We start from the raw sequence: 14,417 nt of genomic DNA on the forward strand, positions 1-14,417 counted from the left end.
CGCCAAACGGCCAGCTCAGGAAATGCTGTTTCCGGCCTTTGCCAGCGATGGACGACGCATTGTGCCGCCATTCTGTCTGCGGGGAGGGGCGGGCTCGATCGGCACGCGCCGATCAGGACGCAAGCCGCCACCCCGCTCCTGTGGCTTCGTTGGTGAAATCGTCGAAGGAGAGCGGCCGCGAGAAGGCATAACCCTGCAGGATGTCGCAGCCGAGATCGCGCAGCAGTGCGGCATGGGCTGCCGTCTCCACCCCTTCGGCTACCGTCTCGACGCCGAGCGAGCGGGCGATCTCGATGATCGAGCTGACGAGTGCGCGCTCCTGCGAGGCATTGACGATCGGCTGCACCAGCTGGCGGTCGATTTTCAGCCGCTTCGGCTTCAGCTTCAACAGGCTGACGATCGAGGTATGGCCGGTGCCGAAATCGTCGATCTCGATATCGATGCCGAGCGCCTTGATGCGTTCGAGATTTTGCGAGACGACGTCCTCGCTCTCGTCGAGGAAAATCGATTCCACCAGTTCGAAGGAGATCTCGCCGGGACGGATATGCAGGTCGGCGAGCGATTCCAGCAGGCTGCCGTCATGCAGCCGCCGTGCCGAAACATTGACCGAGACCTTGGGGACCACAATGCCGCGTGCCGTCCAGCGCATCTTGTCGCGCAGCGCCGTTTCCAGCACGATCCGGTCGAGTATCTGCACGACGTTGATCTCGTCGGCGATGCGCAGGAACTTGTCGGGTGCGAGCCACCCCTTGGACGGGTGCTGCCAGCGCACCAGCGCCTCGACACCGGTCAGCTCCATCGTCCGGGCGCAGAATTGCGGCTGATACCAGGCGGTGAATTCACCATTGTCGATGCCGGCGAGGATCTCGTCGGCGGTGCGCTTGGTATTGATGATATCGGCCTGGAGATTGTGATTGAAGAATTCGAAGCGATTGCGGCCCGTGCTTTTTGCGCGGTAGAGCGCGATATCGGCATTGATCAGCACCTTGCGCGCATCGACATGGATGCCATTGGCGAGCGCAATACCGATCGACACGCCGCAGCGGCAGGAAAAACCCTGGAAATCGATCGGCTGGCGCATCTCCTCGATGATCCGCGTCGAAAGCTGCACCATCTCCTTGTCGTCGACATCGAGGGCAAGGATGACGAATTCGTCGCCGCCGATGCGCGCGACGATATCGCTGCCGCGGACATTCTTGGCGAGCACCTTCGAGGCGTGCACCAGCATCGCATCGCCGGCGGCATGGCCGAGCGTGTCGTTGATGTCCTTGAAGCGGTCGAGATCGATATGCAGGATCGAGAATTTCTGCCGCTGCTGATGGCCGTCCTGGGTGAGATTTTCGAGCGCGATGTCGAGCTTGCGGCGGTTGGCGAGGGCGGTCAGCGGGTCATGCAGCGAATTGTGCTCGATCCTGTTCTTGACAAGCTCGAGCTCGATATTCTTGGCGACTGCCTCGTCCTTGGCGGCCTTCAGCCGGATCGTCATCAGCACGTCTTCGGTGGCGTCGAAGGCGATGCCCATGATCTTCATCTCGCCGGTCCCCGTCTGGTGGACCTTGCCGACCGAGCGCACATAACGCACCGAACCGTCGTCGACGAGCACACGGCAGACAAGGGTATGCGTATCGCCGTTCTTCTTGAAGTGGCGCGCGCTTTCGAGCGCGAGAGCCCGTTCCTCAGGGTGGATGCAGCCAAGCCAGGTCTCTTCGGTCATGAAGCCGTTGCGAGGCGCAAGGCCATAGAGCTCGTGCATCCGCTCGTTCCAGATCGAGCCGCCGAGGCCCGGCCGCGCTTCCCATATGCCGCACTGATAGGAATCGAGCGCCAGGTCGAGCCGACTGGAAAGCTCGGCGAGCTGCCCCTCGCGGCTCGAGAGCTCTTCAAGCGCCAGTTCCAGCTCGGCATTCTTGACCTCGCTCATATCCTTGGCCTTGCGCAGCGTGTCGGTGGTCTCCGCATCTGCGGTCACGTCCCAGACGATGCCGATGGTCTTGCTGACGCCGCCGGCATCCGTATAGAAGGAGCCGACCGAGCGCAGGTGGCGGATGCCGCCGTCGCCGAGCAGGATGCGGTACTGCGCCGTGCAGGCGGCACCCGCAATGCTGCAGCTGAAGAAATGTACTTCGGCAGTGTCGCGGTCCTCGGGCAGGATCGCCGCCAGCCATTCGTCGAGCACCCGGCTTCCCTCTTCCGCCGGTTTGCCGTGCAGGGCCGCGGCACGCGCGTCCCAGAGCAGGCTGTTCGAATCATCCTGCAACTCCCAGATGCCAATATTGGAGGATTCCAGCGCCAGGTTGAGCCGCTGCGACAGTTCCAGCAGTTTTGCCTCGCGCGTCTCCAGCGCGTTGATGTTGCGATTGCGCTCGCCGAGCAGCATGGTCGCAAAGAAGATCGGCACGATGATGATGAATCCGGCGGCAACGATGATCAGGCGTAGCTCGGTGCGGTTTTCAGGTATCGCATTCCAGCCGCTGTTCGGCACAGCGGCAAGCTCCCACCTGCCGCCGGCAAAGCCGATCTTCTGGCGCATCGGATCCTTGCCGTCGATATCGGAGGACCCGAAGAACGGCGCCGGGGGAGGAGCTTTGGCGGCGGTCGGCAAGCCTATATCGCGAATGGCGATCGAAAGATGGCCGAGATGCGGATAGCGCTCCTGGTTTTCGCGGTCGCGTGCCGGCATCAGCCCGGTCGCCTGGTAGAACATCGTCTGGTCGATCGCGACTTCGACCGCCCCCCAGATCCGCCGCTGGCCGTTCTCCTTGACGTAAACCGGGAAGAAGATGGCGAAGGCGTCCCGGCCGTCGGTGCTGATCGGGCCGTAGAAGCGCGCCGACTGGTTGCCGGTCGCGCCGGTCATCGCCTGGCGGAAGTAGAGAGCCTCGCGCACGTCGCGGCCGACCCGCTCGTTGCCGGATTGCGGCGGGTGGATGTCGCGGATGATGAAATCAGGCGCGACGGCGATATGAATGAAAGACGGGTTCTGGATCAGCAGCCAGTTGATCTGGCGTTCCATCTCCTCTCCGTTTGCCGCGCTGACGGAGATCAGGTTCGTCAGGTCGCGGACGACGCTGAGGTCCATATTGATCTCAGCCATGACCCGGGCACGGATGAGGTTCGTCTCGTTTTCGGTGCGGATATGAAGTTCGCGCACATGAGACGCAGTATTGGCCTGGTCGAGTCCGAAGCCGACCATGATGACGACCAGGGCGACAAGCGACGAAACCAGAAACGAGACGCGGCTATTCTTCAACACGCGCCGCAACTGCTTGCTGTCGCTGAGCCTGGATAACAAAATGAAACCCCCATGTTGACGAGCAACTGTAGGGCGCGCGGGTTAATTTACGATTGCCCGCCGGCGATGCCGAGAGATCGCGGGAAGGGAAAAAGCGCGGGTTAACGCGGCATTTTGATTATAATTAAAATCCTATTCATCAATTGGGCGGGAAAAGCCATTCTTACGGGCAATTTTCGCCATATTCAGGAGCTTATCTGTGGCCGGTCGTGTTCTCGTGCAGCGTCTTAAAGGATTGTCGCCATGCGTTTCGTCGTCGCCACGCTTTTGGCAACAGCAAGCTTCCTGTCACCGATGAGCGGTTTTGCCGAGAGCGCCGATGTCGAGGCGACGATCAGGAAGGTCGACACGGCCAACCTCGTGCTGACGCTCGATGACGGCAAAACCTATCAGGCGCCCGAGGAGTTCAATTTCGACGGTCTCGAAGCCGGCGTGAAGGTGATCGTCTTCTATACCGAGGTCGACGGCAAGCGGGTCATCAACGATCTCGACATCGTTAAATAGGCAGCGGATGAGGGGCGGGCTTGGCGATGCCTACAGCCAGACGATCTTCCGCTCTGCGGTATCGATCTTAGCGATTCGATCCTGAGGGATTGCGCCTTCCGCAGCGCTGCTCTTCGGCAGGTCTGAGATCGTCTGGAACAGTGTGCGGATGACGCCGCCATGGGTCACGCAGACCGTCGGACGATCGACGGAGTTCAGCCATGAGCCGGTGCGCCAGGAGAGGATTTCATAGCTTTCCGCGTCATCGCCGGGCGGGATGAAATCCCATTTCGAGGCGTTGCGTTCCGCCACCCGCGCGCGCTGCGTCGCCTTCAGCTCCTTGATCGTCGAGCCCTCCCAGTCGCCGAAGGAAATCTCCACCAATCTCGGATCGGTACGATAGGCAAGCGGCGCCAAGCCCATGGCGGTGCGCATGATTTCCATCGTCGCGCGTGTGCGCTGGAGCGGGCTTGCGACGAAATCGAATTCGTCGACCGTGTCGCCGAGAATCTCCGCAAGCGCGATGCCGTTCTGCCGGGCCTGCTCCAGGCCCGTGGCATTCATCGGGATGTCCTTCTGCCCCTGCAGGCGCCGCTCTGCATTCCAGGCGGTCTGGCCGTGTCTGATCACATAGATAAGCACGGTCTCGCATCCATGTGCAAAAATCAGTCCTTGACGACGGAAATGTCGGGCGCGTCGACCGCCTTCATGCCGATGACATGATAGCCGCTGTCGGCATGGTGCACTTCGCCGGTGACGGAGCGCGAGAGGTCCGACAGGAGATACAGGCCGACATCGCCGACTTCCTCGATGGTGACGGTGCGGCGCAGCGGTGCGTTATATTCGTTCCACTTCAGGATGTAGCGGAAATCGCCGATGCCGGAGGCGGCAAGCGTCTTGATCGGTCCGGCCGAGATGGCATTGACACGGATGTTCTGCGGTCCGAGGTCGACGGCGAGATATTTGACGCTGGCTTCGAGCGCGGCCTTTGCGACACCCATGACGTTATAATTCGGCATCACCTTTTCGGCGCCGTAATAGGTCAGCGTCAGCATGGCGCCGCCATCCGTCATCAGCTTCTCGGCGCGGCGTGCGACCGAGGTGAAGGAATAGACGGAGATCTGCATCGTCTTGTTGAAATTGTCGGCCGAGGTATCGACGTAGCGGCCGGTCAGCTCGTCCTTGTCGGAAAAGCCGATCGCATGCACGAGGAAATCGATCTTGCCCCAGAGCTTTTCGACGTTTTCGAAAACGGCGTCGATGGTGGCTTCGTCGGCGACGTCACAGTGGCCGACGAGCGTCGCGCCGATTTCGGCGGCGAGCGGCTCGACGCGCTTCTTCAGCGCGTCGCCCTGGTAGGTGAGCGCGACTTCTCCGCCATGTGCATGAATGGCCTTGGCAATACCCCACGCAATCGAACGATTGTTGGCGACACCCATAATGACGCCGCGTTTGCCTGCCATGAGGCCGGATGCTTGAGCCATATTTCGCTCCCTAGGATTCTGATCGATCCTGCCTATGGCATAGGCCGTTAATCGGTTCAAGCTTGGCCGGGATCATCAACTGTTAGGGATCGTAATAAAGGGTGCGAATGTCATAAAAATTTCATAGGAACAGGCCTTCGCGCATGCTCCGCATGAGATCAGTGATTTTGTCGTCGGGTTTTTCCCACAAGATAATGCGCAATTCGACGACCAGATCGCCTCTGCCGCCCTCTTCGCGGGGCAATCCCTGGCCGGGAATTCTAATCGTCTTGTCCGAGCCGGACCATGCGGGGATCGTCACGTTCAGCGGCCCGCTTGGACCTTCGATACGCGCCTCGGTGCCGAGCACGGCATTTTCGATGCTGAGCGGCAGCACGGCGTGCAGATCGAAACCGTCGACGGTGAAGCGCGGATCGGGTGCGATGCGAACGTTGATGACGGCGTCGCCGCGCTGCATGCCAGGCAGCTTGAAGCCCTGTCCCTTGAGCCTGATCTCGTGACCGTCGGTCGTGCCTGCCGGCAAGGCGAATCCGATTTCGCGGCCCTCCGGCAGCGACGCGGTGATCCAGCCGCTCTTCAACACGTCGTCGATCGTCACTGTCGCCGTCGTCACCTCATCCGGTGCTTTATCGAGGCCGGTATCCTTGGCGCCGGTGAAACGGCGCACCAGGTTTGTCAGGATGCTGAGCGGCAGCGACAGGTTGGCGGCGGCATTGGCCCCAGCGTCGCTCGCTTCCTCGTCGCCCTTGGTGTCGGTCTCGGCGGCATCGCCATCGATGCGCCTGCCGGCATCGCCCTGGGGGTTTTGGGTCTGCTGGTATTGCGTGTGCTGGGCGCGACCCTGCGCCTGGCCGCCGCCGGCCGCGCGGGCTTGGGCGCCAAAAATGCGATCCACCATCTCGTCGGCGGCCTCGGTAGCACCTGCCTGTTGCCTGGAGCCGTCGGCGGTCGCCTTCTGGGCGGCGCGCGCCAGCTCTTCCATCACGCGCTCGGCATTGGCCTGCGCCGCCTTGGCGCGCACGGCAGCCTCGCGGGCGGCCTGGCGCTGCTGCATGATCGTCTGCTCGTGCTTCTTGGCTTCGGCCATCCGCAGGGCGTTGTCGAACAGGCTGCGTTTGCGCGGGTCCTTCAGGGTCTCATAGGCGCGGCCGATCTCGGCGAACCGGGCCGTCGCCGTCGGGTCGTCCTGATTGTGGTCGGGATGGGCTGATTTGGCCATGTTGCGCCAGGCCGCCTTGATCTCGTCTGCTGCCGCGTCGCGCTTGACGCCCAGAATTTTGTAAGGATCGCGCATGTCAAAACCGCCGGTGTTGCGATGCGGCAAGCCTCGTCCTTGCTCGGCATCCCCGTCCAATAAAACGTGTGTGGCGCCACCCGCCGCAAAGGCAGGAACAGCCACTCTCAACGCCGATCCTGCGGGCCGAGTTGCTAATCACTTGTTATTTCTGTGAAGAGATGTGGGGTGTTTCGCGGTAAATGGTTAGCTCTTTGCTAAGCATTCGGCAGAAAGCGGTCACGCGTTAACCTGTTGGGAAGGGCGCGCGCCCCGCGTCTTTTCGAACGCGCAAAGGACGCTGTAATATCTGAACGACCTTAGGAAGATCAGCTCTCGGGCTGGAAGCTCAGAAGCTGCCAGTTGCCGCCGCCGACGAGGCAGGTCTTGCCGTAGAATTTGGCGATGCCGACATAGGAATGCCGGGTCGTGCGGAACTGGCGGCAGACCTGGCCGGACTCATTGTTCTCGACGATCGTATCGATGACGCCGGCACTGCCGGTCGATGCGTTCGCCCAGGGAAGCGGTTGGCCCTCGAGCCTTTGCACGTCGGCCGAGGTCACTGCGTTGCGCACGGTCATTTCGTCGGAAAGCGTGTCGGTGCTCGGCGGCGTCTGCGGCACGGTGCCGGTTGCCACCGACCGGTCGACCTTGGCTTCACTCAGGAAATCCATGCCGCCGCCGACGCAGCCGGACAGCGACAACATCGCGACGCCGGTGACGAAGAACACACTGCTGCGTCGCCGCAGGCCCTTTGTATGGCGAGATGACTTTGCTATGACTTCCACCCTGCATCCTGTCCAGTTATCAAAAGCTGGGCGAGTTTTGAATAATCCGGGGCATTTGAACCAATATGTCGGCAAACGAGTTAACAAGCGGTGACTTTACCGAAAGTGGCGAGCCCTTCAAGCTCTTTGCCGAATGGCTGAAAGAAGCCGAGGCTTCCGAGCCCAATGACCCCAATGCTGTGGCGCTGGCAACGGTCGATGAGGATGGTCTTCCCAATGTCCGCATGGTTCTCCTGAAGGGATTCGACGACGACGGTTTCGTCTTTTACACCAATTTCGAGAGCCAGAAAGGCCGCGAAATTCTCGGCCAGAAAAAGGCCGCCATGTGCTTTCACTGGAAAAGCCTGCGTCGCCAGGTCAGGCTGCGCGGCCCGGTCGAAATCGTCACCGACGCCGAAGCGGACGCCTATTTCAAGACGCGGGCGCGGGGCAGCCGCATCGGCGCCTGGGCCTCCAGACAATCCCGCCCGCTCGAAAGCCGGTTCGCGCTGGAAAAGGCCGTGGCCGAATATACCGCGCGTTATGCCATCGGCGAGATTCCGCGCCCCGCCCACTGGTCGGGCTTCCGCATCCGGCCGACATCGATCGAATTCTGGAAGGACCAGAAATTCCGCCTGCATGACCGGGTCGAATTCCGCCGCCCATTACCGGAAGGCGAATGGGACAAGGTGCGGATGTATCCGTAACGGGCTTTACCTGCCCATCAGCTTCAACGGTATGCCGGAGGCAAGGGCCGAGACGTAGCGTCGCTTCTGGTAGAAGCCGTTGAGCGAAATGCGCGGGAGATAGCCGGTCAGCTGCGCTGAAGGCAGCCCAGGCTGCGTGGTGACCGCAAGGGTAAAGCCGAGATTGCGAGCGATGCGCGCCTCGCGAGCAGTCGCAGCATCAGGCGTGCCATAGGGATAGGCGATCGTCTCGGGGCGGGTGCCGGTCACCGCCTCGAGGTAATCCGCCGAAACCTGCATTTCGATTCGCGCTTCGGCTTCCGGCAGGCGGGCCAGTGCGCGATGGCTGATCGTATGGGCGCCGAGCGTTGCAAGCGGATGCGCCGCCAGCCATTGCAATTCGCCAGGCCCCATCACCAGCTCGCGGACGATATCCGTCGGCTCGATGCCGTTTTCGCGCGCCAGCAGGTCGATGGCGGCAACCGCGCGCGCCTCGTCGGAGCCGTGGATATACCAGGCAAAGCGGTCGAAGGCATGCCATTGCTGCTGGGGGCTCTCCAACGCCAGGCGCTCTCTGCCGCGGCCGAAATCGAAGTAGATTTCGCTTGGCCGGCGCAGGAGGACGGCGAGCGTCTCCCACCAGATGCTGTGTGAGGCTTCGGCAAAACCCTTGGCGACGAACACCGTGAACGGCGCCTGATGCCGCTCGAACACCGGCAGCGCATGTTCCAGATTGTTGCTGTATCCGTCGTCGAGTGTGAAGGCTGCGAAGGGCTTTGCGCCCTCGGGTTCCGCCAGCAGCGCCGGCACCTGATCGAGCGGCACGAAGCGGTAGCCCTCTCGCCGCAGCCGCCGCAGCGCCGCGTCGAGAAAACGGGGGGTGATTTCGAGATGCGCATTCGGCTCGAAGGCCTGGGCCACGTGCGGGCGGACATGATGCAGCGTAAAGACGACGCCGCGCCCGCGCGCTTCGCGCATCAGTCCGACTGACGCGAGCAGCCAGGAAACCTCGAGCCCAGCGCCGATCGCGACGCGTTTTGCCAGTCGCTTGAATTGTCCCGTCATGCGGGTCCGTCCCTTGCCTTTGCCGGAAACTAGCAAGTGCGATTTAAGCCTTGCTGAATCCCGATACCGCACAGGTCTTTGATTTCCTGTTAACCAAGACGATGAAAAGACTAGAAAAATAATAGGAGTTGCCTCAAAGTCGCGCCAAACTTACTGCTTCTGTCACATTACGGCACAAATGCCGGTCTGACCGAGCGCCCGCGTCAAGGGCTGCGTATCAGGGGTCAGCGCATGAACGGCCAGCGTATGAGGGGAAAGTGCATGAGAAAGCTTTTGGCGGCTGTTTTGACCGTAACGCTTGCCGTTTCGGCGCCGCTTGCGGCCCTTGCCGGCAACGCTTCGCTGATCCTCGATGCCCGGACTGGCAAGGTTCTCGCCTCCGAAAACGCCGATACGCTGAACCATCCGGCCTCGCTGACGAAGATGATGACGCTCTATCTCACCTTCGAGGCGTTGAAGCGCGGCAAGATCGCCTGGGACACCCCGATCCGGATGTCGAAATACGCCGCTGCACGCCCGCCGACCAAGCTTGGCATCAAGGCTGGCGGCACGATCACCGTGCGCGAGGCGGTCTATGGCATGATCGTCAAATCCGCCAATGATGCCGCCTCCGCCATGGGCGAGAAGCTCGCCGGCTCGGAAAGCGGCTTTGCCCGGGTGATGACGGCCAAAGCCCGCCAGCTTGGCATGAGCCGCACCGTCTTCGTCAATGCCTCCGGCCTGCCGGATGGCCGTCAGGTCACCACGGCGCGTGACATGTCGACGCTCGCCATCGCGCTGATGAAGAATTATCCGAACGAATACCGGCTGTTTTCGACGGCCAGTTTCAATTTCCGTGGCCGGACGGTGCGCGGCCACAACAATCTCATGTACCGCTACCAGGGCATGGACGGCATCAAAACCGGTTATACCAACGCCTCCGGCTTCAATCTCGTCAGCGCGGTCAGAGACGGCAACCGCCGCGTCGTTGGCGTCGTGCTCGGTGGCCGCACGGCCCGCAGCCGCGACGCCAAGATGGCTGGTTTGCTCGACCGTTATCTCGGCCGTGCCTCGTCTTCCGGCGGCGCAAAGCTGGTGGCGAGCGTCGGCGCCAAGGAGCCCGTCGAAGTCGCGTCCGCCGCCGAGGCCTCCGATGTTCCGGTGCCGCTCAACGCACCGCGCACGGCCGACGATCTCGCAGCCAAAAGCCTGGCTTATGCCGACGATGCCGTCGTGCCGCTGGAGCGTCCCGTCGCGATGGACGAGATCCTCAACGCCGGCAAGACGCCGAAGACATCGGCAGAGAAGACCAATGGCGACTGGCAGATCCAGATCTCGGCCGCACCGAGTGCCGATGCGGCGCGTGCGCTTCTCGCCCAGGCGAAGTCGGAAGGCGGCGCACCGCTCGTCTCCGCCTCGCCCTATACGGAGGCGGTCGGGCAGGGGGTCAACAGGATCTATCGCGCCCGCTTCGTCGGCTTCGCCAGCAAGGATGCCGCCGTCTCGGCCTGCGATGCGTTGAAGCAGCGCTCCTATGACTGCATGCTGCTGCCGGACCACGGCTGATTGCCGCGCGGCGGTCTGGACAATCCCGTTCTGGACAATTGTTGGGAATCAGGTTCTCCTCCATAAACAAAAGGAGAACGCTCATGCTGCGCCGTCTCGCCGATCAGTTCGAAATTTCTTCCTCCACCCATGTCGCGGCCCACGGCATCGAGCGTGATGCCGATTGGTTCCTTCTGAAACTGCAGGAGGAAATGGGCGAGCTGACACAGGCCTGGAACCGGCTGACCGGGCGCGGTCGTGCGAAGGGGCGTTCACCGGAAGATATGCAGCAAGACCTTGCCGACGAGACCGCCGACGTCCTCGGCCATCTTATGCTGTTTGCCCGTCACAACGATCTCGATCTTGCCGCCGCGATCGAACGAAAGTGGCTGTTTCGGCCGGCGCAAACGTCGAAGAGCTGATGCAACGCGCCGAAAATGCGCAGTGTGTTTGGGGGCGACGGCATTTCGATGTGACGCGCTTTAGGCGAGACTGTCCCTCGTCAACCGCACCAGGATTCTCCCGCAGCTTAAGTCAGCCGACCTTATAGCGGTAGAATTTGCTGTCCACCGCCATCAGCGGGAAGGCGCGGGGCAGGGCGCTCTTGGCGATCTCGCTAAAGCCGTTCTTCTCGTAGAAGCGATGCGCGGCGACGAACTTGTCCGTCGTGCCGAGGAAGATATCGGTGAGGCCGACATCCCTGGCATGGGCAAACAGCCGATCGAGAAGCCGTGCGGCCACGCCATGCTCGGAGCCGCGAACTTCAGCTGAGACGAACATCTTGCGCAGCGCCGCTTGGTTGTTGCCGATATCCTTGAGCCCGACCGTGCCGACGATGGCGCCATCCTTGAGGGCGACCCAGAACTGCCCCTTGCCGGACTGGTAGAAATCCGGGATGACCCTAAGATCCGGCTGCTCATCCGCAGTGATATCGATGCCAAATTCCTCGCGCTGGATCGGCAGGATCACCGAGAGCACGGCATCGGCGTCATCGGCGGTGAAGGTTCTGATTTCGACGTCCGCCATGACGGATCCTTTCGCCTCAGGTCTGCGTGCCGCCGACCGTCACCTGATCCATGCGCAGATGCGGCTGGCCGACGCCGACGGGAACCCATTGGCCGGCCTTGCCGCAATTGCCGATGCCGGTATCGAGCTTCATGTCGTTGCCGATCATCGACACCCGCTTCATCGCATCCGGGCCGTTGCCGATCAGCATCGCCCCCTTGATCGGCGCGCCGACCTTGCCGTTCTCGATCAGATAGGCCTCGGTGCAGCCGAAGACGAACTTGCCGGAGGTGATGTCCACCTGGCCGCCGCCGAAGGAGACGGCATAGATGCCCTTCTTCACCGAGGCGATGATCTCCTCGGGCGTCTTGTCGCCACCGAGCATATAGGTGTTGGTCATGCGCGGCATCGGTACATGGGAATAGCCCTGGCGGCGGCCGTTGCCGGTGGGGGCCATGCCCATCAGCCGGGCATTCTGCCGGTCCTGCATATAGCCGACGAGCTTGCCGTTTTCGATCAGCACGTTGTAGGCGGACGGCGTGCCCTCATCATCGATGGTGATCGAGCCGCGGCGATTGTCGATCGTGCCGTCATCGACGACAGTGACGCCGGGAGCGGCGACCATCTGGCCGAGAAGACCGGCAAAGGCCGAAGTCTTCTTGCGGTTGAAATCGCCTTCCAGCCCGTGACCAACGGCCTCATGCAGCATCACGCCCGGCCAGCCGGAGCCGAGCACCACGTCCATCGTGCCCGCCGGCGCATCGATCGCCTCGAGATTGACGAGCGCCTGGCGCAGCGCCTCGTCGGCGCCGTATTGCCAGCTGCCTTCGGCGATGAAATCGCCGAAGCCGATGCGCCCGCCGTGGCCATAGGAGCCGCTCTCCTGCCGATCGCCTTCGCCGACCATCACCGAAATGTTGATGCGTGTCATCGGCCTGATGTCGCGCACACGGTGTCCGTCGGCGCGCAGGATATCGACGACCTGCCAGCTTGCGGCAACCGAGGCCGTCACCTGGCGCACCTTGTCATCCTTACTCCTGAGATAGGCGTCGATGTCCTGCAGGACCTTGACCTTCTCCTCGAAGCTCGGCTGACCGATCGGGTTCTCGTCGCTGTAGAATTTCTTGTTGGTGCCCTGGGGCGCTGCCGCGTAGGAGCCGGAATAGCCGCGTGTCACCGCGCCGACGGCATCGGTCGCCCGCTTCAGCGCCGCCACCGAAAGATCGCCGGCATGGGCATAGCCGACCGCTTCGCCGGCAACGGCGCGCAGGCCGAAACCCTGTTCGGTGTTGAAGCTGCCGCCCTTGAGCCGGCCATTGTCGAAGGTCAGCGCTTCCGCCTGCGCATGCTCGATGAACAGTTCGCCGTCATCGGCGCCAGACAGGGCCTCGGCGACGTGCTTGCGCATCGTGGCTTCGTCGGCATCGAAAAGCGTCAGGAGATCGGTGTTCATGGTATGGCTCCATTGGGCATGCGTTCAGGAGTGCACTGACTCCTTAGATAGGGCTCCACATAATAAGGAGTGAAGCCCTGCCGTCGAATTATTCTTTGTTGGGCAGGATGATGTGGCGAGACGGAACGTACCATGCGATGAGTAGGCGGGGAACGGAGAGGTCGCGGCATGTTCTCTTCTCCCCTCGGGGAGAAGGTGCCGGCAGGCGGATGAGGGGGCCGCACGGCACATCCTTCACGTAAATCCTATTCCGGTTCGCCCACGATAACACCGCGTGCCCTCAAGACCCTGAGCACAGTCGAGACGGTGCCAGCGCGGTCGAAGCTCGCATAGGCGTTGTTGAAAAGACCGGCTTCGCCGGCCCCCTCATCCGCCCTACGGGCACCTTCTCCCCGCTGGGGAGAAGAGGGAATCGAGACGTCGCAACTAACCTACCCTCACGGCAGAGCGTCGAAACCTTCGGCGAAGCCCTTGAGGTCGACCGGGATGCCGATGCCTTCTTCCGGGGTCTGGAAGACGATGAAGGTTGCCTGGGCGCCGCTGCGGAAGGTCTTGAGCAACTCGTCCTCGAGCACGACCTCGGCATAGCAGCCGTCGGCGAAGCAGCGGACGAAATAGGCGCGGCCGATATCCTTGCCGTCGACATTGAGCCCGAGGCCGTTCGGCAGCAGCACGCCAAGTGGTGCCAGCACGCGGAGAATCTTCGACTTGCGGTCGGCCGTCTTCAGGACGACGACGGAAAGCCCGACTTCCGGCCGGTCCTCGGCGATGACATTCTGCATCAGCGCGCATTGTTCGGTCGCCGCACCCGCCGGCTTGTCGCAGACGACGGACCATGCGCCATGATTGGACTTCACCGTGCCCGGCGCCGGCGGCTGTGTCTGGCCAGGCACCGGTTCGACGTTCGGTTTGGCGGCGCTCGGCTGTTGCGGCGCCGGAGCAGGGGCCGGCGCCGGCGCGGAAGCCGGGGGCGCGGCCTGTGACGGAGTGGGTTGCTGCTGGGCGAAAACGGGCGTCGTCGCTGCGGCCGCGATGCTGGCAGTCAGGAGAAGCGACTGCGCGAGGGAACGGAAACCCATGGAAACCTCTGGATATCGAATCATTGCGGCTATTGTTGAAGCTGCCCACCAAAAATGAAAAGCCCCACCCCGTGAAAACCGGGGGACTGCGGCGGAAATTGGACCTTTGCGAAATAATGTTTCGCGCGCGGATTGGCCGGAAAGCCGATTTTTCATATGCTGATGAAAAACTTGGGATGTTTTGCCGTTCGAGCCTGCCTATGCTTTGAGCAAAAATGCCGCATAGACAATTGCTCTGACCTGTTGCGGCAAATGCCAAACTGTGGTTTGAAGCGCTGAAGATGGCAAGGATTCTGCGTTCTATTT

13 protein-coding genes are annotated in these 14,417 nt (G+C 62.0%); 4 read left to right on the plus strand and 9 right to left on the minus strand.

Annotated elements, in window-relative coordinates; genetic code table 11:
- Positions 1 to 112 precede the first annotated feature (112 nt).
- Positions 113 to 3,292 (minus strand): bifunctional diguanylate cyclase/phosphodiesterase, encoded by a 3,180-nt coding sequence (locus tag HFO71_RS09795; RefSeq protein WP_221987923.1) that lies wholly within the window; start codon positions 3,290 to 3,292, stop codon positions 113 to 115.
- 243 nt (positions 3,293 to 3,535) lie between these two features.
- Here HFO71_RS09795 and HFO71_RS09800 point away from each other — a divergent pair, with 243 nt between their 5' ends.
- A complete protein-coding gene (locus tag HFO71_RS09800; RefSeq protein WP_026238684.1) occupies positions 3,536 to 3,796 on the plus strand; it encodes a DUF1344 domain-containing protein in 261 nt (86 codons plus the stop codon).
- 30 nt (positions 3,797 to 3,826) lie between these two features.
- On the opposite strand, the gene HFO71_RS09805 is transcribed toward HFO71_RS09800, so the two are convergent.
- The 4 genes from HFO71_RS09805 to HFO71_RS09820 all read right to left on the minus strand — a co-directional run bounded on the left by HFO71_RS09805 (position 3,827) and on the right by HFO71_RS09820 (position 7,320).
- A complete protein-coding gene (locus HFO71_RS09805) occupies positions 3,827 to 4,417 on the minus strand; it encodes a histidine phosphatase family protein (RefSeq protein WP_168259737.1) in 591 nt (196 codons plus the stop codon).
- Between the two features lie 23 nt (positions 4,418 to 4,440).
- Complete coding sequence (gene fabI / locus HFO71_RS09810; RefSeq protein WP_077976541.1) at positions 4,441 to 5,259, minus strand: enoyl-ACP reductase FabI; 819 nt, start codon at positions 5,257 to 5,259, stop codon at positions 4,441 to 4,443.
- Positions 5,260 to 5,380: 121 nt separating this feature from the next.
- Positions 5,381 to 6,583 carry a DnaJ C-terminal domain-containing protein gene (locus tag HFO71_RS09815; protein ID WP_170268284.1) on the minus strand — a complete coding sequence of 401 codons (1,203 nt, stop codon included), beginning with the start codon at positions 6,581 to 6,583 and terminating at the stop codon, positions 5,381 to 5,383.
- A gap of 278 nt (positions 6,584 to 6,861) precedes the next feature.
- The gene (locus HFO71_RS09820) at positions 6,862 to 7,320 is read right to left on the minus strand and encodes an RT0821/Lpp0805 family surface protein (RefSeq protein WP_017959254.1); all 459 of its coding nucleotides are present in this window, start codon (positions 7,318 to 7,320) and stop codon (positions 6,862 to 6,864) included.
- A 65-nt stretch (positions 7,321 to 7,385) separates the two neighbouring features.
- Here HFO71_RS09820 and pdxH point away from each other — a divergent pair, with 65 nt between their 5' ends.
- Complete coding sequence (pdxH, locus tag HFO71_RS09825) at positions 7,386 to 8,006, plus strand: pyridoxamine 5'-phosphate oxidase (protein WP_017959255.1); 621 nt, start codon at positions 7,386 to 7,388, stop codon at positions 8,004 to 8,006.
- A gap of 6 nt (positions 8,007 to 8,012) precedes the next feature.
- Here pdxH and HFO71_RS09830 read toward each other — a convergent pair whose 3' ends face one another.
- The gene (locus tag HFO71_RS09830) at positions 8,013 to 9,050 is read right to left on the minus strand and encodes a polysaccharide deacetylase family protein (protein ID WP_168257639.1); all 1,038 of its coding nucleotides are present in this window, start codon (positions 9,048 to 9,050) and stop codon (positions 8,013 to 8,015) included.
- A gap of 261 nt (positions 9,051 to 9,311) precedes the next feature.
- On the opposite strand from HFO71_RS09830, the gene HFO71_RS09835 reads away from it, so the two are divergent.
- Together HFO71_RS09835 and HFO71_RS09840 are read left to right on the plus strand one after the other, a co-directional pair.
- On the plus strand, positions 9,312 to 10,595 hold the full coding sequence (locus HFO71_RS09835) for a D-alanyl-D-alanine carboxypeptidase family protein (protein ID WP_168257638.1): 1,284 nt from the start codon (positions 9,312 to 9,314) through the stop codon (positions 10,593 to 10,595).
- 83 nt (positions 10,596 to 10,678) lie between these two features.
- Entirely contained in the window at positions 10,679 to 10,996 is a 318-nt protein-coding gene (locus tag HFO71_RS09840; RefSeq protein WP_017959258.1) for a nucleoside triphosphate pyrophosphohydrolase family protein, read from the plus strand.
- A 112-nt stretch (positions 10,997 to 11,108) separates the two neighbouring features.
- Here the strand turns inward: HFO71_RS09840 and HFO71_RS09845 are convergent, their stop codons facing one another.
- From HFO71_RS09845 to HFO71_RS09855, 3 genes are all read right to left on the minus strand, one after another.
- Positions 11,109 to 11,600: a GNAT family N-acetyltransferase gene (locus tag HFO71_RS09845; RefSeq protein WP_077976538.1), complete on the minus strand. Its 492-nt coding sequence runs from the start codon at positions 11,598 to 11,600 to the stop codon at positions 11,109 to 11,111.
- A 16-nt stretch (positions 11,601 to 11,616) separates the two neighbouring features.
- A complete protein-coding gene (tldD, locus tag HFO71_RS09850; RefSeq protein WP_077976537.1) occupies positions 11,617 to 13,032 on the minus strand; it encodes a metalloprotease TldD in 1,416 nt (471 codons plus the stop codon).
- A 437-nt stretch (positions 13,033 to 13,469) separates the two neighbouring features.
- On the minus strand, positions 13,470 to 14,135 hold the full coding sequence (locus HFO71_RS09855) for an invasion associated locus B family protein (protein ID WP_170268287.1): 666 nt from the start codon (positions 14,133 to 14,135) through the stop codon (positions 13,470 to 13,472).
- Positions 14,136 to 14,417 lie beyond the last annotated feature (282 nt).

The sequence above is a fragment of the Rhizobium laguerreae genome (assembly GCF_019778565.1).
Classification (GTDB): Bacteria; Pseudomonadota; Alphaproteobacteria; order Rhizobiales; family Rhizobiaceae; genus Rhizobium; species Rhizobium laguerreae.

Bases quoted from the DNA above. Each gene is read 5' to 3' on its own strand.
- HFO71_RS09800 (WP_026238684.1), top strand. From the start codon at position 3,536: ATGCGTTTCGTCGTCGCCACGCTTTTGGCAACAGCAAGCTTCCTGTCA.
- fabI (WP_077976541.1), bottom strand. From the start codon at position 5,259: ATGGCTCAAGCATCCGGCCTCATGGCAGGCAAACGCGGCGTCATTATG.
- pdxH (WP_017959255.1), top strand. From the start codon at position 7,386: ATGTCGGCAAACGAGTTAACAAGCGGTGACTTTACCGAAAGTGGCGAG.
- HFO71_RS09830 (WP_168257639.1), bottom strand. From the start codon at position 9,050: ATGACGGGACAATTCAAGCGACTGGCAAAACGCGTCGCGATCGGCGCT.
- HFO71_RS09835 (WP_168257638.1), top strand. From the start codon at position 9,312: ATGAGAAAGCTTTTGGCGGCTGTTTTGACCGTAACGCTTGCCGTTTCG.
- HFO71_RS09840 (WP_017959258.1), top strand. From the start codon at position 10,679: ATGCTGCGCCGTCTCGCCGATCAGTTCGAAATTTCTTCCTCCACCCAT.
- HFO71_RS09845 (WP_077976538.1), bottom strand. From the start codon at position 11,600: ATGGCGGACGTCGAAATCAGAACCTTCACCGCCGATGACGCCGATGCC.
- tldD (WP_077976537.1), bottom strand. From the start codon at position 13,032: ATGAACACCGATCTCCTGACGCTTTTCGATGCCGACGAAGCCACGATG.
- HFO71_RS09855 (WP_170268287.1), bottom strand. From the start codon at position 14,135: ATGATTCGATATCCAGAGGTTTCCATGGGTTTCCGTTCCCTCGCGCAG.